The 26,090-nt window shown below is 55.2% G+C and carries 21 protein-coding genes; 9 read left to right on the top strand and 12 right to left on the bottom strand.

Translation table 11 applies throughout. The features are described from left to right. Positions 1-120 precede the first annotated feature (120 nt). On the bottom strand, positions 121-729 hold the full coding sequence (gene rpsD / locus SH248x_RS07850; RefSeq protein ID WP_459557977.1) for a 30S ribosomal protein S4: 609 nt from the start codon (positions 727-729) through the stop codon (positions 121-123). Between the two features lie 368 nt (positions 730-1,097). On the opposite strand from rpsD, the gene SH248x_RS07855 reads away from it, so the two are divergent. The 3 genes from SH248x_RS07855 (at position 1,098) to SH248x_RS07865 (ending at position 4,222) form a co-directional block, all read left to right on the top strand. Next, the gene (locus tag SH248x_RS07855; protein WP_459557978.1) at positions 1,098-1,868 is read left to right on the top strand and encodes a hypothetical protein; all 771 of its coding nucleotides are present in this window, start codon (positions 1,098-1,100) and stop codon (positions 1,866-1,868) included. Between the two features lie 260 nt (positions 1,869-2,128). Next, positions 2,129-2,917 (top strand): hypothetical protein, encoded by a 789-nt coding sequence (locus SH248x_RS07860; protein ID WP_459557979.1) that lies wholly within the window; start codon positions 2,129-2,131, stop codon positions 2,915-2,917. Positions 2,918-2,953: 36 nt separating this feature from the next. Further along, a complete protein-coding gene (locus tag SH248x_RS07865; RefSeq protein WP_459557980.1) occupies positions 2,954-4,222 on the top strand; it encodes a hypothetical protein in 1,269 nt (422 codons plus the stop codon). A 271-nt stretch (positions 4,223-4,493) separates the two neighbouring features. Here SH248x_RS07865 and SH248x_RS07870 read toward each other — a convergent pair whose 3' ends face one another. Then, the gene (locus SH248x_RS07870) at positions 4,494-6,674 is read right to left on the bottom strand and encodes a terpene cyclase/mutase family protein (protein ID WP_459557981.1); all 2,181 of its coding nucleotides are present in this window, start codon (positions 6,672-6,674) and stop codon (positions 4,494-4,496) included. 190 nt (positions 6,675-6,864) lie between these two features. On the opposite strand from SH248x_RS07870, the gene SH248x_RS07875 reads away from it, so the two are divergent. Then, complete coding sequence (locus tag SH248x_RS07875; RefSeq protein WP_459557982.1) at positions 6,865-7,893, top strand: glycosyltransferase family 4 protein; 1,029 nt, start codon at positions 6,865-6,867, stop codon at positions 7,891-7,893. Positions 7,894-8,081: 188 nt separating this feature from the next. Here SH248x_RS07875 and SH248x_RS07880 read toward each other — a convergent pair whose 3' ends face one another. Next, positions 8,082-9,362, bottom strand: coding sequence for a glucose-1-phosphate adenylyltransferase (locus SH248x_RS07880; RefSeq protein ID WP_459557983.1), 1,281 nt, complete (start codon positions 9,360-9,362; stop codon positions 8,082-8,084). A 575-nt stretch (positions 9,363-9,937) separates the two neighbouring features. Here SH248x_RS07880 and SH248x_RS07885 point away from each other — a divergent pair. From SH248x_RS07885 to SH248x_RS07905, 5 genes are all read left to right on the top strand, one after another. Beyond that, positions 9,938-10,750 (top strand): OmpH/Skp family outer membrane protein, encoded by an 813-nt coding sequence (locus tag SH248x_RS07885; RefSeq protein ID WP_459558596.1) that lies wholly within the window; start codon positions 9,938-9,940, stop codon positions 10,748-10,750. Positions 10,751-10,943: 193 nt separating this feature from the next. After that, the gene (gene queF, locus SH248x_RS07890; protein WP_459557984.1) at positions 10,944-11,300 is read left to right on the top strand and encodes a preQ(1) synthase; all 357 of its coding nucleotides are present in this window, start codon (positions 10,944-10,946) and stop codon (positions 11,298-11,300) included. 151 nt (positions 11,301-11,451) lie between these two features. After that, positions 11,452-13,368, top strand: a complete 1,917-nt coding sequence (locus SH248x_RS07895; RefSeq protein ID WP_459557985.1) for a redoxin domain-containing protein — start codon at positions 11,452-11,454, stop codon at positions 13,366-13,368. A gap of 179 nt (positions 13,369-13,547) precedes the next feature. After that, the gene (locus SH248x_RS07900; protein ID WP_459557986.1) at positions 13,548-14,795 is read left to right on the top strand and encodes a LeuA family protein; all 1,248 of its coding nucleotides are present in this window, start codon (positions 13,548-13,550) and stop codon (positions 14,793-14,795) included. 6 nt (positions 14,796-14,801) lie between these two features. Beyond that, positions 14,802-15,434 (top strand): hypothetical protein, encoded by a 633-nt coding sequence (locus tag SH248x_RS07905; protein ID WP_459557987.1) that lies wholly within the window; start codon positions 14,802-14,804, stop codon positions 15,432-15,434. A gap of 62 nt (positions 15,435-15,496) precedes the next feature. Here the strand turns inward: SH248x_RS07905 and SH248x_RS07910 are convergent, their stop codons facing one another. The 9 genes from SH248x_RS07910 to SH248x_RS07950 all read right to left on the bottom strand — a co-directional run bounded on the left by SH248x_RS07910 (position 15,497) and on the right by SH248x_RS07950 (position 26,051). Next, positions 15,497-16,270: a class I SAM-dependent methyltransferase gene (locus tag SH248x_RS07910; RefSeq protein ID WP_459557988.1), complete on the bottom strand. Its 774-nt coding sequence runs from the start codon at positions 16,268-16,270 to the stop codon at positions 15,497-15,499. A 97-nt stretch (positions 16,271-16,367) separates the two neighbouring features. Then, the gene (locus SH248x_RS07915) at positions 16,368-17,174 is read right to left on the bottom strand and encodes a WecB/TagA/CpsF family glycosyltransferase (protein ID WP_459557989.1); all 807 of its coding nucleotides are present in this window, start codon (positions 17,172-17,174) and stop codon (positions 16,368-16,370) included. Next, positions 17,171-18,247 (bottom strand): NAD-dependent epimerase/dehydratase family protein, encoded by a 1,077-nt coding sequence (locus SH248x_RS07920; RefSeq protein ID WP_459557990.1) that lies wholly within the window; start codon positions 18,245-18,247, stop codon positions 17,171-17,173. The genes SH248x_RS07915 and SH248x_RS07920 overlap by 4 nt, the downstream gene beginning before the upstream one ends. A 327-nt stretch (positions 18,248-18,574) precedes the next feature. Further along, entirely contained in the window at positions 18,575-19,795 is a 1,221-nt protein-coding gene (locus SH248x_RS07925) for a glycosyltransferase family 4 protein (RefSeq protein ID WP_459557991.1), read from the bottom strand. 52 nt (positions 19,796-19,847) lie between these two features. Beyond that, the gene (locus tag SH248x_RS07930; protein WP_459557992.1) at positions 19,848-20,867 is read right to left on the bottom strand and encodes a glycosyltransferase family 2 protein; all 1,020 of its coding nucleotides are present in this window, start codon (positions 20,865-20,867) and stop codon (positions 19,848-19,850) included. Then, positions 20,867-21,982, bottom strand: a complete 1,116-nt coding sequence (locus SH248x_RS07935; protein ID WP_459557993.1) for a polysaccharide deacetylase family protein — start codon at positions 21,980-21,982, stop codon at positions 20,867-20,869. Before SH248x_RS07935 ends, SH248x_RS07930 begins: the two co-directional genes overlap by 1 nt. Before the next feature lie 288 nt (positions 21,983-22,270). Next, positions 22,271-23,353, bottom strand: coding sequence for a GNAT family N-acetyltransferase (locus SH248x_RS07940; RefSeq protein WP_459557994.1), 1,083 nt, complete (start codon positions 23,351-23,353; stop codon positions 22,271-22,273). Continuing rightward, complete coding sequence (locus tag SH248x_RS07945) at positions 23,350-24,735, bottom strand: O-antigen ligase family protein (RefSeq protein WP_459557995.1); 1,386 nt, start codon at positions 24,733-24,735, stop codon at positions 23,350-23,352. Before SH248x_RS07945 ends, SH248x_RS07940 begins: the two co-directional genes overlap by 4 nt. After that, entirely contained in the window at positions 24,732-26,051 is a 1,320-nt protein-coding gene (locus SH248x_RS07950; protein ID WP_459557996.1) for a lipopolysaccharide biosynthesis protein, read from the bottom strand. Before SH248x_RS07950 ends, SH248x_RS07945 begins: the two co-directional genes overlap by 4 nt. Positions 26,052-26,090 lie beyond the last annotated feature (39 nt).

Below are 26,090 nucleotides of genomic sequence, written 5' to 3' on the forward strand. Positions count from 1 at the left end.
ATTATCGAACGAAGTCACGCGTTGAGCAAGGCGATTCGAGAGCGCATGAAAAAAGCGTTTTCAGAGTGAACTGAAAACGCTTTTCGTGATTTTCTGTCGCGAGACCTGCAACGAGGCAGATTAGCGAGACATGAACGCGACAACGACCCCGACGTCGACCGGGAGGCTGACGTCCTGGTAGGTTGGCGTTGAGGTGACGACAGCCTTCATTTCCGACTTGTCGAAGGAAATCCAGTCGCAACCTGGCGATGTGTTGGCATCGATGAAGTCGGCGTAGGTCTTCTTCAGGTTGGGACGATTACGCAGGGTAATGACGTCGCCTGGTCGAACGAAGAGAGCAGGTCGGTCGACAGTTTTGCCGTTGACCTGGAAGTGGCGGTGAACGACGCCTTGTCGGGCCTGCATGCGGCTGACGGTGAAGCCAGCGCGGCGGACGACGTTGTCGAGGCGGCGTTCGCAGAGGATGAGCAGCTGCTCTCCGGTGTTGCCGGGTGTGCGGCGGGCTTTGTCGAAGAACTTACGAAGCTGAGCTTCGCGCATCATGTAATAGTGCTTGATCTTCTGCTTTTCCGTCAGCGCGATCCCGTAGTTGGATTGCTTCTTGCGACGGTTAGCCATACCTGGTGGATAGTTGCGACGTTCGAAGGCTTTCGCTGCGCCGGCGTTTTCATAAACGAGGGCACCCAATCGGCGGTTGACGCGAGCTTTCGGGCCCGTATAACGTCCCATGCAAACTTCTCCTGTGATTTCAAAGCAGCACGACGTTTTGTGGTGAAAAGTTGTCGCGCCGAGGCGTATACGCCCAATAACTCTAACGTGTGGGAAAGCGGGTGATTGTGACAAACGACTATCTGGCTGTCAATCAACCAGCGTGCTGGTTCTCCCGAAAAATCGCTGCAATTTCCGTCTCCGACACGATTTTGCTCATCGATGCTATCGGGGACTTCTCTATCTTTCCTCGAACTTTTCGTGAACAGCGACTTGACGTGAGAATATGAGGTGTATTTTATTAAGGTAAATGCAATCGTCCTGCAACTACACACCTGCCGACTGGACGATTGGCCCGAAGTACGCCAGAATCCAGGAAACCGACTTTCATGTCGACCTCTGCTCCCCCACAGTTATCCCCCCCACAGTCAGATCGCATTGCAGGCAGTACCATGACCCAGGATTTCACGCCCGCCACTGACGAGATCAACCAATTCGATTACAAGCCGATGCCGATCATCGTGCCGGTCGGGTTCGTGCTGGCTTTGCTTTCTGCGGTTGCGTTTTTTGGGATCATCGGGATCTTCATCGCGGTTGCGGCGACGATTGTCTCCTTTTATTCATGGCGGGTTGTTTCCCAGTCTGAGGGGACGTTGAGCGGACGACCACTAGCGATTGTCTCGACTGTCCTGTCTTTGGGGTTTCTGATCCTGGGGACATCTTCGGAAATTCATGCTTATCAGACAGAGGTTCCCGAGGGTTACAAACGGGTCAGTTTTGCCAATGACATCTCGTCGAAGGGCTTTGTCTTTGCGAACGGCCAGTCGGACCTGCATCCGGAAGTCAAACCGCTGATCGATCAGTCGGTTTTCCTGAAGGGTTATATCTATCCGCCAAGTGATCCTCGCAATATGAAGGAGTTTCTGCTCCTGAAGGATACGGGCGAATGCTGTTTTGGTGGAAAACCGGCCCAGACGGACATGATTCTCGTTAAGATCAAAGGCGATAAAGGGTTAGATTATCGAGAGGGTCTGCAACGCATGTCGGTTGCGGGGCATTTCAAGTTCGATATGGCAACTTATGGCGATGGGCTTTTGCCGGTCTATCAGATCGAAGTGGATAATGCTCAGTATGTCGAACCATCGAGGACGTCGTTCTAAGGTATTGACGAACAATCAAGGCTTCACCTGGAAACGGGTGAGGCCTTTTGTCGTTTTGCGGAGAGCATTATTCACGACGCAAAAGCTGGCGAGCTGACTGATTATCGAAGTGACCTCTCGTCCAGTTAACCTTTCAAAACACTCGGCTTGTCGCCCGAAGACCTAGACGCGTCGGTGGATACGACGCATAATCGCCATGAGAGTCGAGTCCTGCCATTCATGCCCGCCCGCCTGTTCTGTTAACCTGCAAAAGGCACATCATGCTGCCCACGCTCACGCGTAATATTATCGTCTGCCTGCTGCTGTCCCTGGCAGCCGGATGCGAGTATGGTCCGGACAACGCTGGGGATCTGATCCCGCCGCCGGTTTTGACGGAGTCGAAGGAAACGGAAATGGCTCCTGTTGAGACTCCGTTGTCCGAGCCGGAGGGATCTGTGGTTGCACCAGATTCTCAGGTTGCCCCATTAAGCCAGCCGGAGACATCGACGCCAGTTGTTGAGACAGAGCCAGTTGTTGAACAGAAAACTTTGCAGCCGACGGGGGTTATTAGCCAGCCGTTGACCTCGACTGCTTCTCCACTTTCAACGCCGCTGACGAGCGGGCCGCGTGAGATCAAACTGCTGGTGCCGCAAGCGAACTTTGTTCCGGAAGGTGCGAACGGGCCGTTGCGGGTCAAGTATGATGATCTCGATCTGTTGCTGGTTCTGAATATGGACCCCGTTCCGCTGGATGCAGTTGACCATTTTCCTGGGTGGCTGAAGGCCCTTGAGGGGAAGAAGGTTCGTATCCGGGGCTTTATGTATCCGCCGCCACGTCAGGACGGGATCACGTATTTCCAGCTGGCCAGAGATAATGAGATCTGCTGCTTTGGTCGTGATCCGAAAGTCTATGATTTGATTGCCGTCGAAATGGCCAAAGGGACATCGACCAGTTACATCGCGAATCGACCGTTTGATGTCGTTGGTGTTTTCCACATCGATCCGTTTATCGATGGTGATAAAATGTATGAGCTCTATCGTCTCGAACAGGCCAGTGTGATCACCCGCTGATTTCGCCCACCTAACATCCCCCTCTCTGAGGTTTCTATGAAATCCTTCTCAACACGATTGACTGCGATCGCCCTGATTGTGGCGATGACTTTGAATATGATTGGCCAGACAGTTCTTGCCTGTCCATTTTGTGGCGTTCCAACGCTGACGTTGACTGAGCAGATGGCTCAGGCGGATGTGACGGTGATCGCGTCATTCAAGACGGCCGATCTGCCTGCAGAAGATGGATCGAACTTTGGGAGCACGATCTATACGATCGAAAAGATTCAGCTCAACCCGTCGAAATCAGCCCTGAAGAAGGGGGATGAAATTCGGATTGATCGCTTCCAGGAAGGCAAAGCGGGCGATCTGGCGATCATGACCGGAACGATGATCAAGAATGCCATTGAGAATGGAACTGTCGGGACGCTGCAACGTACGAATGAAGAACCAGTCGGGAGGCCGACGGATCTTCTGTGGAGCAGTCCGTTGCCGATCACCGAAGCTGCGATCGGGTATCTCGACAAGCTGCCACCTGCTGACGCCAATCCGATTGATCGTCTGGAGTACTTCCTGAATAACCTCGAAGCCGCTGATCCGGTTGTGGCGGACGATGCTTACGCCGAGTTTGCGATTGCTCCGTACGAGCAGGTGGTTGCTCTTGCACCACGCATGAAGCCTGAGCAGCTGCGCGGGTATATCAACGACAAGAAAACGCCGGTGACGCGACTGGGCTTTTACGGTCTGTTGATGGGGCTGTGTGGTGATAAAGACGATGCGAAGATGATGGAAGAACGCATTCGTCAGACGGGTGAGGGCTTCCGCATTGGGATTGATGGGATTATGGCTGGTTACCTGCTTCTGGCTGGTAATGAAGGTTTGCAAGTGCTGGCGGATTCGAAGATCAAACAGCCGCCTGCTGGTCAGCCCGATGTGCCGTTCAGCGAGATTTATGCGGCGATGCAGGCATTGCGTTTTGCCTGGGATTTCGCTTCACCTGATCAGATCGACAAGACCAAGCTGAAGGAAACGATGCGGCTGTTCCTTGATCGGCCGGACATGGCTGATCTGGTGATCAACGACCTGGCTCGCTGGAAAGACTGGGGAGTGGCCGATCGTCTGTTTGCGATGTTTGGACAGGAAGACTACGACTTGCCAGCTGTGAAGAAGGCGATCGTGGCGTACTTCCTGGCACTTCAGGATGCTGGCAAAGAGACACTGAATGCTCCCGAGGCAGCGACGGTTGCGAAGGCGACTGCGTTTATCGCGGATCTGGAGAAGACGGATCCGAAACTTCTGCGACACGCGAGAAATATTTATCGTTAAGAATGGTCAGGAAAAATCAAAGGCCGGCGACACGGATGTGTCGTCGGCCTTTTTTGTTTGTGGAGAAGAAACAGCGAGCAGTGATGGACTACTGAGAATGCCTGTTCGCTCTGTGGTTTTCAGAATGGAGCCTTCGAGAGTCGGCTTTGAAACTTGCACTGCTGGGCAAGCCAGCAGTGGCACACTCATGCGATGGCGAAGGCTCGCCGTTCCGGGGATACTGGCCGGAATGAAAGAGGGCGACGTGAGTGGTCGCCCATGTTTCGTTTTATCAACCGGCTTTGGAGAGGGCGGGTTGCATGGCGAGTGTGCGGTAGCGGGAGAGGGCCATGAGGGGGAAGGAGTGTCGGTAGTAGTGGTAGCGGAGGTAGAAGACGCGGGGGAAGCCGGTGCCGGTGAATTCGGTTTCGTTCCAGGTGCCGTCAGCGGTCTGGGTCGTTCGCAGGTAGTCGATGCCTTTGGTGACGGCCGGGTGGGCGTGCATGCCGGCGGCCATCAGGCCCATGAGAGCCCAGGATGTTTGAGAAGCCGTTGAGGGACCCTGGCCTTTGAGGGAGGGGTCGTCGTAGCTTGCAGCGGTTTCGCCCCAGCCGCCGTCGGTGTTTTGATGGAGGAGAAGCCAGCGGACGCCGTTTTGCATGCGAGGGTCCTGAGGACTGACACCGATGGTCTGGAGGCCAACGAGGACCTGCCAGGTACCATAGATGTAGTTGACGCCCCAGCGACCGAACCAGCTGCCGTCGGAACATTGATCTTTGAAGACGAAGTCGAGGCCGCGCTGGATGGAGACGTGATTGCGGTCGACGCCGAGGCGTCCCATCATTTCAAGGACGCGTGCAGTGATGTCGGCGGTTGCGGGGTCGATCATCGCGTTGTGATCAGCGAAGGGGACGTGTGTCAGGAGATCGCGGGTATTGTCGACATCGAAGGCTGCCCAGCCGCCGTCTTTGCATTGCATGCCGAGGACCCACTGCAGGCCACGTCGCATGGCGGCGAGCATGGTTTCAGAGTCGTTGAAGTCTTGCAGTACGCGAATGGAATTACTGCCGCGTCCGGTGATGATCGTCTGAGATGGCGAAACATCTCGGCGTCCTGGATTTTTTGCGCGCGCGTTGTTGAGCATCTCGATGGTCCAGTCGCTGCCTGGTTCGCCCGGCATAGAACTGGCAAGGGCCATCAGGACCATGATGGTATCGTCGATGTCGGGATAGAAGGCGTTGTTGTATTCGAAGAACCAGCCGCCGGGTTCGATTTCCGGGCGTTTGGTCGACCAGTCGCCTTTCTGTCGAACTTCTTTGCTGAGGAGCCATCGGACGGCTTTGCGAATCGACTTGCTGCTGGCTGCGACGCCTGCTTCTCGCAGGGCAATCGTGACGATGGCGGTATCCCAGACGGGTGATTTGCAGGGCTGGAGACGAATGGTTTCGCCGTCGTCGATGATGAGGTCATCGAGTTGTTTCATGGCTTCCTGAATTTCCGGGCTGTTCATGGAAAAGCCAAGACACTTCAGGCCGATGATGCTCCAGACGATCGGCGGGAAGATAGCGCCTAAGCCGTCGCTGTTTGCGAAGCGTTCGAGGATCCACTGCTGGCATTTCTTGTTGGCCCAGTGGCGGAGTGGTTTGAGTTTGAGTCGCTCGAAGAATTTGATCCCCCGATCGATGCTGCGGAAGATGGCTTTCCAGGGAACCCAGGTCTCGCCGTTGTGTGTCTGGACGATGTCCATGGATCTGGATTTCAACGACAGCTCGGCTGGGTCGTTGAGGAACAGTTCTTCGATGGAGCAGTTGTCTGGCAGGACGGTTTTGGGCTGGAAGGACCACAGCAGACTCAGTGGCACGACGATTGTGCGTGACCACGAGGACATTTCGTAGATGTTGATCGGAGACCATTTGGGCAGCAGGATCAGCTCGGGTGGAACGGCTGGGCATTTGCTGTAAGGGATCAGTCCGAGAAGTGCGAGGTAGTAGCGAGTGAAGCTGTTAACGGCTTCGACGCCGCCGGCGGCTCGGGCGGCCAGTAGGGCTTTCTGCATCGGCTCGGAATCGGGAGCGTGTCCGGTGATCTTGAGGGCGAGATAGCCTTTGACGGTGGCGCTGACTTCGGTTTTCCCGCCGGGGAACATGGACCAGCCGCCGTCTTCGTTCTGGATCTTGAGGAGGTAGCGAGCGGCTTTCATCGCCTTTTCGCTGCGACCTTCGCCAAGGTAGGCCAGAAGGAGGATGTATTCTGATTCGAGGATTGAATCGCCCTGGAGTTCTGCGCACCAGTGGCCGTCTTCGGCTTGTTGATCGATGAGGAACTGAGCGGCACTGCCGATGGTTTCATCGAGGAGGGTCGAATCGAAATCGAAGTCGGACAGGGTGAAGTGATTGTTTGACAGCGATGTCTGAGCGATATGCGTTTTGGCCAAGTCCTGGCGCTGGAAGCTTTCGCCGTGTCGTCCTGACATGAACGTGCTTTCGATTGAATAAAGTTCGGGAATTCTCGTCGTGAGTGGGCGTATTGTGGTTGGTCCTTGAAAAATTGACAATGCCGATTCGGGAGTGAAAACATTTCACTGGGTAAAACTCCCCGCGAATTGTGAAAACAGATGGGAGAGTTAAACTGAGAAAACATGCGGTCACCCTGCGGAGCTTTGCTTGAAGATTCTGTTTCTTACGTCCGGCGAGAATGTTCCCTCCACGAGGTATCGTATCCTGCCGTACGTTTCCAGGCTGAGAGAGCAGGGCATTAACTGCGTTGTGTCACACAGCAGGCCGGCGAAGTATCAGCGCTGGCCTGTCCTTGGGTGGCGCCTGAGCCATGCGATTCGAAAGGCGATCCGCTGGGGCGATGTCCGGAATGCGGCGCGGAGTTGTTATGATGTGATCGTGATTGAGCGCGAGATCTTCGACGATCCGACCTGGAATCTCGAAGCCGCGTTCCGAAAAACGACGCCGCGACTTGTCTTGGATGTGGATGACGGGATATTTCTGCGTTATCCCGAGAAGTTTGCGCGGGTCGCCGGGATGTGCGACCATGTCATTGCGGGGAATGAGTTCCTTGCGGAAGAAAGTCGGAAGTATTGTCAGAGCGTTAGTGTCATTCCGACGTCGGTGGAGTTGGCTGAGTATCCGTGGCGGACGAAAACAATTCGCAGTGAGACGCCGATCATTGGCTGGATCGGGACGTCGGCGAATCTGAAGTATCTGGATGAGATTCGGCCTGCGCTTGAGGAAGTCTTTGCGAGAATGCCGTTTACCTTACGAATTGTGACTGACCTGGGCGAGCAGACGAGCCATTGGGACAGAGCGGGGGTTCCGGTCGAATTTCAGGCGTGGAGGGCAGAGACGGCTGTCGAGCAGATTCAGGCGTTTGATGTCGGGGTGATGCCGCTGCCCGATGAGGTCTGGGAACGGTACAAATGCGGGTTCAAACTGCTGCAATATATGGCTGCTGGCGTGCCTGCGATCGCCAGTCCGGTGGGTGTGAATCGGACGATTGTTGAGAATGGGGTCAATGGGTTTCTAGCGGGCTCGACGAGCGAGTGGGCTGATGCCCTGGAGGCGTGTTTGTGGGATCATGCTGCTGCCCAGCGGATCCGCGATGCGGCGAGGAACACGATCGAAATTGGGTATTCCGTCGAGGGGCAATTCGCCCAATTTCTGTCCGCCCTCAAAGGCGGATAAACCGTGCCCCCTGCTTTTCTGAAGGCGAGCGCGGAGTGTGAACTCCCTGTCTCAAGGGCTCACATATAAAACAACAGTTTGAATTAGGTAAAAGCGAGACGCCTTCAGTCCATTCGAACGATTCGTCACTCTTACATGGTGGCAAGTCGGTAAGACAGGGGGTTGACACCCCCCGCTCGCCTGGGGTGTTAGCCGAGTTTCCAGCCGGACTGGATGATGCTGGATTTGGGGAGGACGGCGATGCCGTCGCGGATCAGGATGGGGTCTGCGTTGCGGTCAGGGGTGCCTTCGCCGGGGCCGGTGATGACGACGTTGTCGGCGATGCGGCAGTTCTTATCGATGATGGCTTCGGTGATGCGGGTGTTGTCGCCAATGCCGAGGGGGATTGGTGAGCTCATTTTGTCGTCGTCTTCATTGGGGTAGTAGTCATTGCCCATGAGGATGGCGTTTTTGATGACGCAGTTCTTGCCGATGCGGCAACGCAGGCCGATGACCGAGTTTTCGATGACCGTGCCTTCGTCGATGTAGCAGCCGTCGGCGATCATACTGCGTTTGATGGTGGCCCCTTCCATTGAGGTCGGAGGCAGGAAGCGGGCCTGTGTGTAGATCGGCTCGTTGTTGGAGATGAATTGGAACGGCGGGTTCGGGCCAGCCAGAGCGAGGTTAGCTTCGAAGAAGGCACGGATGGTTCCGATGTCTTCCCAGTACCCGTCAAAGAGGTGGACGTTGACGTGGCGTGTGCGGATCGCCATCGGGAAGACTTCTTTGCCGAAGTCCTGGTAGTCGCTGCCTTCGAGGAGTTCGACGAGGGTATCTCGATTGAAGAGGTAAATTCCCATGCTGGCGAGCATATCGCGGCCGTTGGACTTCAAGCCGTGAGCATCGATCCAGGCGGGATCAGTTTTGACCATGTCCATTTCTTTGTCGGTCTGCGGTTTTTCCAGGAAGCCCAGGACTTTGCCGGAATCATCGAGTCGCATAATGCCGAAGTCTTTGGCGAGTGTGCGGTCGACCGGGAGAGCAGCGATGGAGACGTCGGCTTGAGACTTCTTATGAGAGGCGAGCATTTCCGCATAGTCCATGCGGTAGAGCTGGTCGCCGGAGAGGATCAGGACATGCTCGATGCCGCGCTGCTTGACGTAGCGAAGATTCTTACGGACGGCATCTGCGGTTCCCTGATACCAGTCGGTGAAGTCGGGCGTTTGCTGAGCGGCGAGAATTTCGACGAAACCGCCGTGGAAGCCGTCGAAATTGTAGGTCTGGCGGATATGGCTGTGCAGTGAGACGGAGTTGAACTGAGTCAGCAGGTAAATGCGGTAAATATCGCTGTTGATGCAGTTGGAGATCGGGATATCAATGAGGCGGTATTTGGCGCCGAGCGGGACGGCTGGCTTACTGCGTTTTTCAGTGAGAGGATGAAGTCGTGTTCCTTTACCGCCGCCGAGAATAAGACCAATGACGTTATTCATGAGATGTGACCTTCGGATGTCAAAGTCGTGGTGAGTCGGATCGTCGTGATATGAATTCAGAGGGGCGTTGTGTTCAGAGGGGAACGACGTTAGTGGCGTCTTGCGCGGCCCGGGGACGAACTTTCTCGAAGATATCATCTTCCATGGATGCTGCCAACGCGGATTCAAGGTTGATCGAAGCCATTTGACAGCAGGAGAGATGGTTGGAACGCAGAGATCGCGGAAGGGAGCAGAGATCGCTGAGAAGAATTTAGAGTTAACGCAAAGGCGCGAAGACGCAGCGAAAAAACAAAAGAGTGCAATTCAGCGGAGTTACATCGTGAGACAGATAACTCTGCGACCTCTGCTCCCCTCCACGAACCCAGCGTACCAACCCTTTTCTGTCGACCTTCAATGTGGCTGATCAAAATGGAACCACGATGGTGTCAATGGGGGAATCCTATTCGCAGGCCGTAGAAGATTTTTGTGGTTTGTCGGGGAATGGGTTCGCAGCCTGACTGACAATCGACGTAAAGAGGGATATACTTTGGGACTTACGTCATCTTCCCATCTTGTTGTTTTGGAAATAGACCGTGATGAATTTCAGTCAGAACCTGCGGGTTTCGTTGTGTTGTGCGTTAGCGAGTTTGGCCGTTGGGTGTAGCGGACAAAGCGGGCCGGCTTTGAAGATTGGCGTCGTCAATCTTGAAACCGTGATCAAGGAATCGGGGGAAGTCGACAAGTTTCAACAGCAGGCGAGCGCGGTCGGTCAAGGTCTTCAAAACGAGATCAACCAGTTTCAGAGTTCGCTGGCTCAACAGTATGAGAAAAAGGTCGCGGAGTTCGGAGCCGCTGCTACTGACGAGCAGAAAAAACAGCTCGAATCGATGAAAGCTGCCCAGGAAAACCAGCTGATGCAGGTCTCTCAACGAGCCCGCATGTATATGGAAAACATGGAGCAGACCATGGTTGCGAGCTTCCGCCAGAAGATTCGTCCGATCGTTGAGAAGATGTCTGAAGAAGAGAAGTTCGACCTGATCGTTGAAGATACAGGCTTTGTCATTGCCTACGACAAGGCTTTGGACGTTTCGTCGAAAGTTGCGACCCGTCTGAAAATGGAAGCGATGAACGGACCTGCTGAGCAGGCACCTGATGCGTCTCAAATGTCTCCGGCTGGCGGCAAGGGCACTGCTGCCCAACCATCGGCGGGCTCGCTGGCAGATGATCCTCTTACGAAGATGCTCAGCAGCCCTTCTCTGCCAGTTCCTACGACACCTGCCGGGTCTGCCTCGGCTCCGATGACACCGAAGGAAGTTGCCCCGAAGGCTGATGCTCCTATAGTTCCTGCGGAAACACCGAAGCCAGACGTTCCCGCGACGACGGCTGAACCTGCTGCTGGTGGAAACTGAGTTTTCTACCTCGTGAACAGGGTTGGGCTGCGGTGAATCGGGCGTGTGGCACGGCTGTGTCCCCACGCGTAATAGACGTTTGACTCGCGATTGCACGGTTGGCACAGCCGTGGCACATCGAGGATTGTCGTCGATAGTTCATTGCTCTGGGTGAGTGCATCCGGGGTGGCATTGTTTGATAAGAGAGAAGAGGATGGCTGAACCGAACCGCAATACGATTGAAGTCTTTGAGAATCCTTATCCTGGACGTGATTACGAGATCGAGACGATCTGTCCGGAGTTTACGTCGGTCTGTCCGAAAACCGGGCACCCGGATTACGGGACGATCACGATCACTTATGTTCCTCTGGAACACTGCTTCGAGCTGAAGTCGTTGAAGTTGTACCTGCAGGAGTACCGCAATCACGGTGCATTCTATGAGCGGGTCACCAATACAATTCTGGATGACCTGGTTGCAGTGACCAAGCCGAAGTGGATGACGATCAAATCAGAGTTCACGCCGCGGGGTGGAATTCGGACGAACGTGAAGGTGGAATACCGCGCGAAGTAAGGAAGATCGCAAACTCGCCTTTTCATTTACTGTCGAAGTGTTTACAACGAACGCATCTGGCTGGAAGGCTGGATGCGTTTTCTGTTTTGGGACTTGATGACTGAAGTTCGCAGCAGACACAAATGGCTGCGACTCAAGGGAGTGAACTGGAATGGATTTCCTGTTGCGGGCTGTGTTGCGTCCGGCGGCTAGCGTATTGGTTATGGGCTTGATGAGCGCGACGGGTGTCGTTGCGGCGGAACCTCCAACTGCACAACAAGCGCTCTTGCTCAAGCCGATTCAGAATGTGGTTATCGATCAGCCCACGGCTTCCGAGATTGCCGAGTGCAAAATCGAAGCAGAGCGGGTTGGAAAAGGATCTGCCTGGGCCGTGTACGGTCCTCAGGGGCAACCTTTACGAAAATTCATTGATTATAATGGCGATGGAAAACTTGATACCTGGAGTTACTTCCATCAGGGATTCGAGGTTTATCGGGATATTGATACGGATGCCAATGATCGTGCCAACGAATCGCGCTGGTTGAACACCGGCGGGAGTCGCTGGGGGATCGATAAGAATGAAGATGGCAAGATCGATGCCTGGAAGATCATCTCGGCTGAGGAAGTTTCCAAGGTCGTGATTGAAGCTCTCATTGCGAATGATATGGATCTGCTGCAGACGGTTTTTCTGACACCTGCCGATTGCCAGAAGCTGACGATTTCCAAGGCCTATTCCGACAAGATCGCTGCGAAGGTTGGCAATCCTGCTGCGAAAGCGAAGCAGCTTCTTGCGACCTCCAAGACAATCACACCCGGTTCGAAATGGGTTCGATTCGATACGTCGATGCCGATGCCGAGTCTGATTCCTGCGGAAGATGGCAAGTCCGGCCAGGATCTGTTGGCCTATGAATACGTGATGGCGATCGTCGAAACTGGCGGTCAGACGAAATTCGTGCAACTGGGTGAGTTCGTCAAAGTGGGCGATGCCTGGAAGATGACTCAATTTCCGATGCCGATGGAAGGGGACACGCTGGAAATGACTGAAGGGGGTATCCTGCTTCAGCCTGCGGTCATGGCAGCGGGGGTGCCCGCACCATCGACGATGGAACCTGCGATTCAGAAGCTGGTCGATGAGCTGCAGGCTCTTGATAAGTCATCGCAAGCTGCGGGTGGGCCGAATGCGGAGTCGACTCGCAAGCGGATCGCGCTGTTGACTCGACTTTCTCGGGAAACGACCGGCGAGAGTAAAAATCAGTGGCAGCAGCAGTTGATCGACGAAATCACTGCGGGCATTCAGACGAGCTCACTCCCCGGCGGGATGGCTCAACTGGTGGCCCTTGAGACTGAGATCAAGGCGAGCGATGCCAATTCGGAGCTTGTTCCGTACATTTTGTATCGTCGTATTTCTGCGGAGTACAACGAGAAACTTCGCGATACGAGCATGACCAACGAACAGCGTCAGGAACTCCAGGAATGGTGGCTGAAGCAGCTGACCGATTTTGCGACCAACTATGGGAAAGTTCCTGATGCGGCTGATGCGATGTATCAGCTGGCGATGACACAGGAATTCATTGGCAAGCAGAAGGAAGCCCAGGTCTGGTACCAGAAGATTCTCATTGACCATAAAGGGACTCCACCGGCTCAGCGCGCGATTGGTTCTCTGCGACGTCTGACAGCAGTGGGTAAGCCGATGAACCTGCCTTATAAGACGCTCAATGGGCAGAACTTTGACATGCGGGCCTATCAGGGACGCGTTGTGCTGGTGATCTTCTGGTCGACCTGGTGTGTGCCCTGTGCGGAAGATCTGCCGCAGCTGAAGGCGATGTATGCGGAATCCAAGGCAGCGGGCTTTGAGATTGTTGGGATTGATCTGGATACGGATCGATCGCTGGTTGAGCCTTATCTGCGCAAGGAGCAGATTCCCTGGGCACAGCTGTATGACGAAGGGGGACTCGATAGCAAGCCAGCGATTGATTACGGCGTGATCTCGTTGCCGACGATGTTCCTGATCGGGAAGGATGGCAATGTGATTTCGAATGCGACTTCGGTGGAGGATCTCAAGGAGAGACTGCCGGCGTTGTTGAAGTAAGAGGGCGGCGGGCTTTGCCTGTCGACTATCTGTTGAATTGTTAGCAAACGAGTGCCTATCGCCCACCCTCATCCGCCCTTCGGGCACCTTCTCCCCTCAAGGGAGAAGGGACGAAATAGAGCTCCTCTCAAGGGAGAAGGGACGTTGATGGGGCTTCAATTGCACATATTGGAGTTGTCATGCCAGGATGGCTGCGTCGGTTTGAGAAGCGTGTTGTTCGTCGGATTAAGACGGCGGTGATTCGTCATCATCAGCGAAGTGGGAAGGTGTTATTTTCGGACACCACGATGCGTGATGGCGAGCAGATGCCGGGCGCGACGCTGGATCCGGATGACAAGCTGGCGATTGCGATCCAGCTGGAGAAGCTAGGTGTTCACTCGCTGGATGCGGGGTTTCCTGCCAGTTCGCCCGCAGACTGCGAAGCGATTCGCAAGATGATTGGCGTGGTCAAGAAGCCGGTGATCACAGGATTGTGTCGGACGGTGGCTTCGGATGTGGATGTGGCTGCGGAGACGCTGGCGGGGTTGCCGCCGCATAAGCGCGGGGTCGGGATGTTTTGTGGAATCAGTCCGCAGCATCGCACGCATAAGCTGGGGAAGTCGAAGAGTGAAGTCCTCTCGATCATTGAGAAGGGGATTGGCTACGCGAGCGAGAAGTTTCATATCGTGGCGTTCGGTGGCGAAGATGGGTCTCGCTGTGAACTTGATTTTATGGTCGAAGCGTTTCGGACCGCGATCAATGCGGGTGCGACGACAGTTGCCTATACAGATACAGTTGGCATTCTGACTCCGACGAAAGTTCAGGAGACGATTCTCGAACTGAAGTCGCGTCTGCCAGAGCTGGAAAAGGCATTGCTGGCGGTGCACTTCCACAACGATCTGGGGCTGGCTGTTGCGAACACGCTGGCTGCGATTGAAGTGGGAGCCAATGTCGTGCAGGGGACGATCAACGGGATCGGCGAACGGGCGGGGAATGCGTCGCTGGAGGAGATCGCGCTGGCGATGGCTTTGAATCCGGATCAATACGGGATGCCGGAGACGATCGAGATTAAATATCTGCTGGAGACTTGCCAGCTGGTCGCGAAGCTGACGGGAGTTGCTGTTCCGCTGATGAAGCCGATCGCTGGGGATAATATCTTCAAGACGGAAGCTGGGATTCACCAGGACGGGATCTTGAAGAACCCGGAGACGTACCTGCCGTTTGAGCCGAGCCTTGTCGGTGCGACGGGGGTCACGTTTGTGATCGGGCGACATAGCGGTCGCAAAGCAGTTGCTCACCAGTTGCAGGTGATGGGACAGACGCCGAGCGAGAGTGAAGTGGTTGCAGTGTTGGATGCGATTAAGGCGTTGCCGAAGGAAATCAAGCTGGATGATGCGATGCTGGTGGATTTGTATCAGAGTGTTTGTCAGCGCCGGAAGTCTGCGTAGGGGCCTATGGTACAACATCCGCGAGACGTATCCGAAGCGTTGCAACGACTGCAAAGAAGTGGCTTTCGATCAGATTTTGAAACATCAGAATCCTTAGCGGGTCATCTCGCGTTCGTCCTCGAATCGGACGGCGAGTTCTCAGAATCTTATTGGAGCCTTGAACACGCTCTCGTGACGCCGATTTATCTTGAAGACGCTAAGCCGTTCGTCGTAGCAGGCATCATCGCTGCAGTGAAAAGCGGTCGATATTCGGATGGAGTTTATATCCGCATCTTAGATTTACTGTTTCTACTTCTTCACCAACAAGGTCATGAGGTTGAAGCAGAAGGAACGAGGGCAGACTATAACACTATCGATGCCGAGTGTCGTGAAATGGCGAGAAGTGAGATCGATTTTCTCTATGACTTGTCTAAAGAGAATCCTCGACTCAGCTTCGTAATACGCGATGTTCTCGAGACGGTTGAGGTGGACTATGCAAGGCTCGTTGCTGCATTCGGTCCTTACCAGAAGCCTGTCATCAGAACTCAAGAGTTATTACCTGCTCAAGTTCAATCGGTCCGAGCAGAGATTGATGAAAGCGAACTCACATTATTTAACTTTATCAAATCGTTGGTAACGGTTCTGTTCTATCATCGGTAGCTAAGAACGGGCTCATAAAAGGTCGGCACGGCTGGCACAGCCGTGGCACACAGAGTGGGTAATTACCGTGGGATGGCGAGTGTGTTGAAGATGCAGCGGTCGATGGGGTGAGGGCGTCCGGTGGGGTCGGAGAGTGGGTCGAACAGGTCGTAGTTGTAGGACGTGAGCAGGCGGGTGGCTTCGTCGAGGTTTTCGTTGGCGACTTCGATGTAGATGGTCGGGCGGATTTCGGTGAGGAGTCTTTGGGCGCCGTTGAGTGCGAGGATCTCGGCCCCTTCGACGTCGATCTTGATGAAGTTGGGGGCAGGGTGGTGGTCGAGGAGCCAGTCGAGGGTGACGGTGATCACGGACTTGCGTTCGACCGTCTCGCCTGCATCGTTGCCTGCGACTTCTGCGAGGTGGTTGCGGGCGTGGCCGCGGGATGAAATCGCGAGTGTGGCGATGCCAGACTGATGAGAGACGGCACAGCTGAGGATGTCGACGGGAGCGGATGTCTTGGGCAGGCGCTTACGAGACTTGAGCAGCAATTCGACGTGACGGGCATCGGGTTCGATGGAGAGGACTCGGCCTTGGGAGCCTGCTTTCGCAGCTGCTGAGAAGCTGAAGAGCCCCAGATTGGCACCGATATCCCAGACGGTGTCTGTTTCACGAACAAAGTGTCTTGCTATCTGAAACAAATCTCCGGCGGCGGGGGTCAGATTCCAGTACAGGAGCCGTATATCGGTGCGGGGCGATACGTAAACCTGAGTGGAACCAAGGTCGCGCGGAAGGCGACGCAGGAAGGCCCGGTCACCGGAGAGTGTTCGCAGGAGTGAGCCACAATGTTGTTGGAGCATGGGGAGATCGTAATTGGTAATTCTGCTGTATTGCGTCCGTCGCAATCGAATGCGACACAGGGTAATTAGCCGGAAGGTCGGAGGACCTGGTCGCTGGCTAACCGTAGAGGATTTCTCCTGTTGGCTGGTCGGCGTCTTTGAGGTTCGGGCGCCAGACGTGGAGGTACTGGGCTGCGAACAGAGAGGCGTACAGCGGGTTGAGATACAGGTATCTTCGCCAGAGACGTTTTGGTTCCTGCACTAAGCGGAACAGCCATTCGAAGCCGTAGTCCTGCATGAGTGGCGGAGCTTGTGGGAGCAGGCCTGCATGGAAGTTGAACGCGGCTCCGACTGCCAGGACGGGCATCGAGAGTCGTTTGCGGAATTCGAAGGCCCAGACTTCCTGTCGAGGACAGCCGATGCCGCACAAAGTGATCGCAGCTCCGGTGGCCTTGATCTCTTCGACGAGTTCATCGCGTTCCTGTTCGTTGAGACGACGGAACTTTGATGCCTTCATACCAGCGATCAGAATGCCGGGAAACTTCTCTTCCAGACGAGTCTTCAGCAGGTTCAGGAGATCCTGAGTTCCGCCGAACAGGAAGATCGGGAGACCTTCCTTGGCAGCACGTTCACAGACTTTGAGTGTCAGTGTCGGGCCATAGACGCGGTCTGGGAGTTTAGCCCCATGGAGAAGGTTGAGTGCCCAGCGGACAGGTTGTCCGTCGGGAACGACCATCTCAAGGTCATTGAGACGATAACGGTGAACGCGATCGAGAACGCCGGTCATGACGCCGTGGACAGCCAGGGCGGAGATGGCAAACGGTTGTTTGTTCTTTGCGGCGTTCGTGACCGCTTCGACGGCGCCTTCATAGTCGACGGCGTCGATCTGAATACCGAGAATGTTTTTACGACCGTTGTTGATCATTGAGCAATCTCCGTCCAGCGTTCGACGCTGGCAGCATGAATTTCTTCGAGGATTTTGCGGACGTCATAGCGGAGATCCCACTCTGGGTAATGCGACTTGAACTTGCTCACGTCGCTGACCCACCAGATGTGATCGCCGATACGGTTGGTTTCTTTGTAGGTCCAGTCGAGCTTGTTGCCGGAGATGCTTTCGCAGATCTCGATGGCTTCGAGCATGGAGCAGTTCGAGAAGCGGCTTCCGCCGATGTTGTAGACTTCGCCGCAGCGTGGTTTACGGAAGAAGGCATCGAAGGCGGCGATGAGGTCTGCGGAGTGAATGTTGTCGCGAACCTGTTTGCCTTTGTAGCCGAAGATGCTGTACGGGATGCCGGTGACGGTGCACTTCATCAGATAGGCGAGGAAGCCGTGGAGCTGGGTACCGGAGTGGTTAGGGCCAGTCAGGCAGCCACCGCGGAAACAGGCGGTCTTCATATCGAAGTAGCGGCCGTATTCTTGAACCATGACGTCCGCTGCGACCTTGGAGGCTCCGAACAGAGAGTGCTTCGTCTGGTCGATCGACATTGACTCGTCGATACCGATTTCGAACTGGTGGCCTGGGGCGATTTCCCAGCGGTTTTCGAGTTCGATCAGCGGGAGGCGGTTGGGTGTATCGCCGTAGACCTTGTTGGTCGAGGTGAAGATGAAGACCGCTTCCGGGCAGTATTGGCGGGTGGCTTCGAGGAGGTTGAGGGTGCCGACGGCGTTGACGCTGAAGTCGGTATGTGGCTCGCGGGCAGCCCAGTCGTGAGAGGGTTGGGCGGCGGTGTGAATGATCAGAGAGACCTGATCGCCGTATTTCTGGAAGAGCTCTTCGACGGCGTGTTGATTGCGGATATCGACATCATAGTGGCGATAATGGCGGCTGTAAGTTTCCAGCAGCTCTTGTTGCATCCACTTCGTCGAGGCTTCCTGTCCGAAGAAGCGGGCACGCATGTCATTATCGACGCCGATGACATCCATTCCCTGGCTGATGAAGTGTCGGACGGCTTCCGAGCCGATGAGGCCAGCAGAGCCAGTGATGATCGCAATGCTCATGAGTGTCTTTCGAGATACAAAGGCAAATGGTTGGGAGGAAACCAGCCGGTGGACAGCCCCAGCGGTGTGAGGACGAAAATGTTTCTTAAACTTAGCTCGCTGAGGGGAGTCGGGCGGGGAACAAGTGGAGAGTTTTCAACAGTTGCATTTGGCCAACGTCGGGTCGGGTGTGTTGTTTGGCGTGGTGGGGTTGGTGGTGAAAAGGCAACGTGAGGGAGAAGTTCTGCGCGGAAGAGGCGTGAGACCTTCGGCGTTGAAGTGTTAAAGGAGTCGACTGTGATCGTTCCACAGCAATGAAAGCACAGGGGGTTGACACCCCCCGCTCGCCTAAGACTGGAGTGTGACGAGGTCGTTTTCGTTGACTTCCGCTGGTTGGACGGGGAGGCCGACGAGGGTGCGGGCTTGTTCGTAGTAGTTGAAGAGGCGGTCGGTGAAGACGGTCTCGGAGTATTCGCGGATGGCTTTGATGCGACCTTTCTGTCCCATGCGGTTGCACAGAGCAGGGCCGTTCCAGAGTTGTCGCAGACGGTGGGCGAGTTCGCCTGAATTGCCTCGCTCGAAGAGGAATCCGGTTTCGCCATCGTCGACGAGTTCGCCCAGACCGCCGGTCTGTGAGGCGATGACTGGCAGGCCCATGGCCATGGCTTCCAGGATGACGAGAGGACACATTTCGAAACAGATGCTGGGCAGGACGAGTGCTCTGGCGTTGCGATAGAAGGCGAGCATCTGCTGGCGGTCGAGGCGACCGCGGAAGATAACGTTCGGCGGGGCGATTGCTTTGAGTTGTTCTTCGATCGGGCCGTTCCCAGCCAGATGGATTTGTGCTTCCGGAACGGACTTGGCGGCAGCAAGAAGAGTTTCGATGCCCTTCTCGGTACTCAGACGACCGGCGAAGGCAATGTAATCACCTTGAGATGGATCGCAGGATGACTCCGGAATATCGACCATGTTTGGCAGGACAACAATTCGATCGTCCGGATAGCCTGCTTTGGCAAGACGCTTCTGGGCGAAGTTGGTCATCGCGAGGAACAGGGTGACATTGTTGCGGAACCAGCCTTGTTGATATGCGAGGCTGCTGCGGGCCGCGTAGCCGATGCTTTCGATGATATTCTCGCGGCAGTTGCGCAGAACGCAGTTGTATTCTTTGCCGCCGAAGCAGCGTTCGCAGACCTTGCCTTTATACAAGTGATCGGACTTGGGGCAGGTCAGGTTCTGGTTGTGGAGGCTCATGACGACGGGGACGTTTCGCTTTTTCGCGGCGACGAGGATCGATGGCGAGAAGAGCGGGTAGACGTTGTGAACATGAAGGACATCCGGTTGGTGGATGTCGATCATCTTGAGCATTTCGTCATGGCTGGCCTGGTCGTAGATGCCCGAGAAGAAGGCTTTCATCTTCCCAGTCAAGCTGTTCTCGATGTTCTGGCTGCTGCGTGTCCACAGGTAGGTTTCGTGTCCATGCTTGCGGAGCAGGGCATCAATCTGCTTGACGACGGCCTCTTCACCATTGAACCGGCTGCGATACTCGTTGAAGACCTGGAGGATGAACATAGGGCTTAGGGCCTAGGGCTTGGGACTTAGGAACTGAATGAAGAGCGAAGAATTACGTTCCGCCTTGAGCGATCTTTCGACCGGTGCGGAAATCGAGGTATTCATGGAATTGTGGCTGAGCACATCGCTTGGGCAGGACGATGGCAGCGGCTTTGCGAAGATAACCTTCCCAGCGCCAGACCATGGCTCTGTAGCCGAGAGACTCGCCGGGTTGATTTGTGATATTGTAGTACAGGCACATCGGGATGTTGACGAGGACGGCTTGGCCAGTGCGTGCAACGGACATCGCTGCCAGTCGCGCCAGTCCGCCGCGTTTGTAATCGGTGACAGCCAGGTGAGCGGCTCCGCTGGAAATGCCTTCCCAGCGCATGTATTCACGAGTGAGTCGGTGCTTCTCGACACGGTGACGAATCTCGGCTTTGGGGTTGTACCAAAGTGAGAAACCCGCATCGCGTGCCCGGTTGACGAAGTCGAAGTCCGAGCCGCCGGTGATCATTGTTTCGCTGAAAAGGCCAATTTTCTCGAAGACCTGTCTGGTGACGATCATGTTACAGGTGCCAGGAAGCTCACTGCCGGAGTAGGGCTGCAGCTTCTTGTAATAATCCTGTTCACGCAGAATGCCACGGCAGATGCGTCCCAGTTTGGCTCGCTCTTCATCGGGAATTGCAAGGAAGACCGGGCCGCCGACGATATCGGCTTTTGACTGGAGGTGCCCCTGGTAAAGTTCGTACAGCCAATGTGCGGGTGCGAACTGGTCATCATCGAAGAAAGCGTAGAAGTCGGAGTCGGAGTTTCGCAGGCCTGTGTTGCGAGTCGGGCCGTCGCCTTTGACCGGATTGAACAGGTAACGCAGCGTGACGGGAGAGGTTTCGATGGCCGCTTCGACGACCTGACGAGTGTGGTCGGGCGAGTTGTTATCGATCACGACGACTTCATAATTGAATGCGCCGTGCGTCTCGAGATTGACGAGGGTCTCGATGGCTTCTTTGAGTTGATCGGCCCGGTTGTACGATGGCACGATCACGCTGATCCTGGGAATCGATGACGCGGGGGCGGTCGCTTGGGAGCTCATTAGACTTCTACCTCGTGGGCTTGTTGAACACAGTGAGAGACGTGCTTGAGCTTCTGCTCATCCAGCCAGTTGAGAACCAGATCGATACGCTCATCGTTCTCGAATTGACTGAGGTGTTGTTGACACAGTGGGCTGGTGTTGGGAATTCCCATGAAGTTTTCCGAGCGATTGCGGATGTTCTTCAGATAGGGGAGCCATTCATACCAGCCCTGGACGCGGGCACGGATCGTGCGGGCATTGTCCCATGGGAAGACGTGGAAACGTCCCCAGCCGAACGGACTGGAATCGGTGTGGATCACGCGAGGTGACGTTGTGAGGGCACAGGTGATGCCGAGGTCCTTGACGATGTCGATCATCTCCCAGGTCACAAACCCGAGTTCGGGAATGCCATACGGGAAGGCAAACGTCGGATTCTCAATCCCAAAGCGGCTTTTCATTTCTCGCAGGTTGAGGATCATGTCTTTCCGGAAGGCGCTGTTTCGATTGCGGAAGTCACGGTGCGTATGCGTGTGAGCTCCGATTTCGAACAACGGGTCTTCGATCATCTGCCGTGTTTGACGATCCGTCATCGGCTGGTACCAGTGAGACGGTACTTTGTCGATATTCTTCATACCGTAGTGATCAAACGGCATCGCCATGTCCTGCCCGATGAAGGCGGTGTTGACGAAGATCGTGGCGGGGATGCCGAGCTTTCGCATGATCGGCACGCCGTAGGTGTAAACGCATTCGAAGGCATCGTCGAACGTGATGACCAGGGTCTTATCAGGAATAGGTTCGTTCTGACGACGGTGTTCGATTGCTTTTGTCAACGGCCAGAATTGAAAACCGGCCTTGAGCAGTCCTTCGAGCTGGGCTTGAAACTGGGCTGGCGCGACGTTGATCGATGGCGCAGTCGCGCCGCGATTATCAGGAGCCAGACGGTGATACATCAGGATGCTGAAGGTATCCTTCTGCAGGCTTCCGAACATGCTGGCTGCGGTCCCCAATGCATTCATCATCGAGAACTGAAGATTGTCTTTGAGTTTGTCTTTGGTCGTCGGCTCACTTTGGACTGCAACGGCGGTCAGCCATTCAGTCATCAGTTCGCGAATCTGCTTGGGAGCTTGACTCATCATCGGAAATTGCTTTCGAGGACAGCGACGGCTGCTCACCATGGACCCGCGTGAGCATTACTTTTACTTTAGGACGAAGAACGAGACCGGTTTTTGAATACTGGTCTTGTTCGTTGAGTTTGGTCGTGGCGATCGGTCAACAAGATGGTTGAAACCGATGTCATCGCTAGAATCGTTATATCCCTCTCTGGACGTTGCTCGCTGGGCGTGCGTGTGTCCGAGGGATTTTCATTTCTACTACACGTTTCGGGGACAGGCGGGGACGCATTGCTGGCTGCCCAAGGAAACGTGCTAACTGGTCGGTGTTGTCAGGGATTTAATCCGACGAACGAGCTTCTGAGCGGTTGGACCGATGGACGACTGACGTACGACTTCCTTCCCCAAGGTCCAGGATTGTTTGACGAAACGGTTGAACGTGCGTCGGTCGACGGTCCCTGTGTAAAGTGGCTGGGAGTTACTGGCCAGTGAAAGTTTGAACTCCTCGCGCCCCAGCCCCAATTCAAATCGCTCGATTCCGAGACGGGCGTTCTGCTCGGCGACCATGGCGAACAGGATGATGCCAGGGGAGTACTTCGAGTAGTCGGGGTCATAGACAGGGATCAGGGAATGAGCCGTGTTGCCGGAGTGAATTCCGAGGTGAATGGCGATGAGGTTTCCATTGACCAGCATCTTCGAGAGGAGCCCTTCGAAGCCATTAGTGTTTCGACGGACGAGAGTGTTCAGGAAGGTCATTGTCCAGGAATTCTCGAAGTAATCGAAGACCTTCATGAACTTGAGCTGGCTGGACTTCATCGCCGCGAGCCAGTCAATGTCTTCCTGCTCGACGGTCTTCGTGATGAGTTCGATCGGGCCGCAGTTCTTTTCGAGCTTGCGTTGATTCTGGCGGATCTGGGTGAAGATCTTTGTTCCAGCGGCGTTGCGAGCGGCGACATAATTGTCATAACCGCCGGTCAGGTCGAGGTAGTGACTCGGTGCATGCGAGAGGGCATAAGGAGACGTATTGGGATCGACGTGATGCAGATGGTCGAAGTTCCAGGCGGAGAGACGGGCGGCTTTGATGACCTGCATGGGGTCGATAAACACGCCGTCTTCGAGAATCATGCCCTGGTAGTCGGTGAAGTTGAGACCGACTGACTGAGCGACATTTGCTTTTGATCGGACGTAAGGAAAATAGCCAACATTGCGACCTTCACTGCGAATGATCGTGACTTCCACATCGGGCAGGATCTCGGACATCATCCGTGTGAATTCCGGATGAAAGAACGGACTACGATACGCCTCGACCGTCTGATGCAATCCCAGCCAGTGGGCATAGGCATCATCAGACAGCTTGCCAGCGGGCATGGTGAGAAAATCAAACGACGTCGGCTTCATGCAGTGATCGCCTCGGGATGAGTCGTGGAGCGAGAGTCAGCAGAATTTGAGAACGTAAATACCAATGACCATAGCAATGTGATCAAGACGAGCGCGGGCAGTGTGGGGGCTGCGAAGGCAGTATCTGTCAGTGAAAAGACCAGGCTGTAAATGAAGACGCCCAACCCAAACAGGTCACCGAGCTGGCCGCGAGTTAAGCTGAGATACAACGACATCGCGACTGCCGTGAACATTGTCCCGAGCAGCATCAACAGCCCGAAGTAGCCCAGGTTGAGCAGGGTCTCGACATAGCCCGAGTGAGCATGGGGAATCTGCCAGCCCTGATTCAAAGAGATTCGCAGTGTTCGCTCCGCTGTCCAGAAGGAGCCATAGCCGTGGCCGAGGACTGGGCGCTGGTTGATGTCTTTGAAGAGTTCTTCCCAGAGGGGAATTCGACCGGTCAGTGTCGAGGTTTCGTCGGAGCGACCGAGAGTGAAGACCTCGAAGACGTCGTCGGCGATATCCATCCCCGCCAGGGCAACGAAACAGAGAAAGCCAGTCAGCGCCGTCGCTGCCAGAAAGCCCGATCCCAAAATCACCTGCCACGGCGTTCGTAACGCCATCAGAACGGCCATCGCGATCAGGCAGCCGAAGAGGACGGTTCGCGATTTTGTCAGGATCATGATGCCAAACGTGAAAACGGCGATCAGGATCAGCCAGTAGTTGACCTTGGGATCGGTCATGACGCGTGACAGACAGGCGAGGATCAGGATGCCGTTCATGACGGCCTGATTGTTCGGGTGGGTCGTGCCTGAGAACCGGTATTCTGACATCCATGGGCGGAACATTCCGACGCTGATCTCTGCGAAGATTCCAAACAGGATGTACGACAGAATGACGACGATCAGGATATCGGTCAGTTGTCGAATCGAATGCCCACGTGCCAGCCCGAGCGCCGCCATCGTCCCGAACATGACGACCATGACACGCTTCATCGCAAAGCCTGCGACATCGGCCCACAGGACACTTGCCGCCGCCAAGCCGATCAATCCCAGCATGAAATACAGGACGGGATTGAGAAACAACTTGTCCCAGCGCGTGACTGAAGTCACTGGAGTTGCCAGCAAAAAGACGCCCCAGATTCCGAGCATCGGGAACGCAATCTTGCGAAGAAGGCTACCTTCGGAGACGGTCTCGTCGAGTTCCTCGTCCTGAAAGTCTGCTGCTCCCAGCGATTGTATGGTGATCGAAATCGCGAAGTCATGCTCAGCGATGTAGAAGACGGAGAAGAGCAGGATCGCGGTGATCGCGCTATTCCAAGTAAACGCGTTCGATGTTGCCTGCGAACGAACTCGCGAGACCGGGAGGGTCAGAGATTCTGGCGAGGTGATCGCGAGACTCATGTCGCCACCTCGCGTTGGTAAACACGGTAGGCGGTGATCGTTCGCAGCAGCACGCCTGCGGTTGTGCCGGCGAGATAGGCGTACGCGGCTCCGACGATTCCAAAGGTTGGAATCAATGCCAGCGACACTGCGACTGTCGAAAGCATCGTCGCAATGTCTGCGGGAACATTGGCCTTCGGACGACGCATGGCACACAGCCCGTTGCCGACGACAATGCTCACGCTGGAGATCAGGACGTTCAAGGCGATGATGAAGCTAACTTGGCCGTAGCCTGCGAACTCATCACCGAAGACTGTCCGCATCAGCCAGTCACTGTAAAAGAAGACGACCACACAAAATGGGATCAGAAACGCCAGGTACATGCCCAATGTCATCATCAACACACGCAACAACGCGGGGAGGCCGCCGTGAGTGAAGGCATGTGAGGCCTTGGCCTTGAGCATGTTAGCGATGCCGATGACGAACATGTAGGACAGCCCCATCAGCGTCGAGCAGGCCGAGTAAATCCCGATCATGTGCTCCGACACATAGGCCACCAGAACCCAGGGCATCAGAAACGGTGTTGTGTTCCCAAGCAGGTACGTGACAACCGACCAGCGGGAATACGAGAAGTTTTCCGTCAGATGATCGCGGTATCCGGTCAGGTCGAACGTCAGCATGTCGCGGTGCAGCACCAGCCAGACCGTCATCGCGGTGGTGGCTGCGGCGGCGATCACAATGAGCGTACGCGTCAGGTCCAATTGGCCGGAGAAGAAGAGGTACGCGAGGGCTGCCAGTTGAATGCCGCAGATCAGCAGGTCGATGGCGACCGCGCGGTAGAGTTCCAGTCGAGCGAACGAGAACTGACGCAGAAACTCTTTCGTCATGATCATCGGCCCTGCCCAAAGCAGGATCAGTAGAATCCCCTGCAAGCGGGCCGTGTTGGGCTGCATCGAGAAGTAACCAAGCAACCCGGCGATGATGCAAGCTGCGATGGCGAGGATGAACCCTTGAAACAGCAGTGTCTGGCCTGCGTAGCGTTTGTAGGTCTCGCCTGTGTATTTGTGACAAAAGACCGCATAAGGGGTCGACACAAACTCCGACTGGATCCCGATCGCGATCTGAAACACCGACATGATCAGGGCATAGATTCCTAGATCGTCTGGCGAACAGGCTCGTCCGATCATGACGCCGGTCAGAAAGTTCGTGGCGGAAACGGCGGCTTGATCGAAGATCGATGTCAGCGCACGCACTGCGGACGAATCGCGCAGCTTCTCCAGCAAACGCGGCTGAGCGTCTTGTGCGTCGATCGGTATTGTCAATTCCGCAGTCGTCATTGTGTTCTCTGTCCCTTCTCCCTTGAGGTGGAACCAAAT

Origin of the sequence: Lacunimicrobium album (genome assembly GCF_052161635.1) — a bacterium.
GTDB lineage: Bacteria > Planctomycetota > Planctomycetia > Planctomycetales > Planctomycetaceae > SXPC01.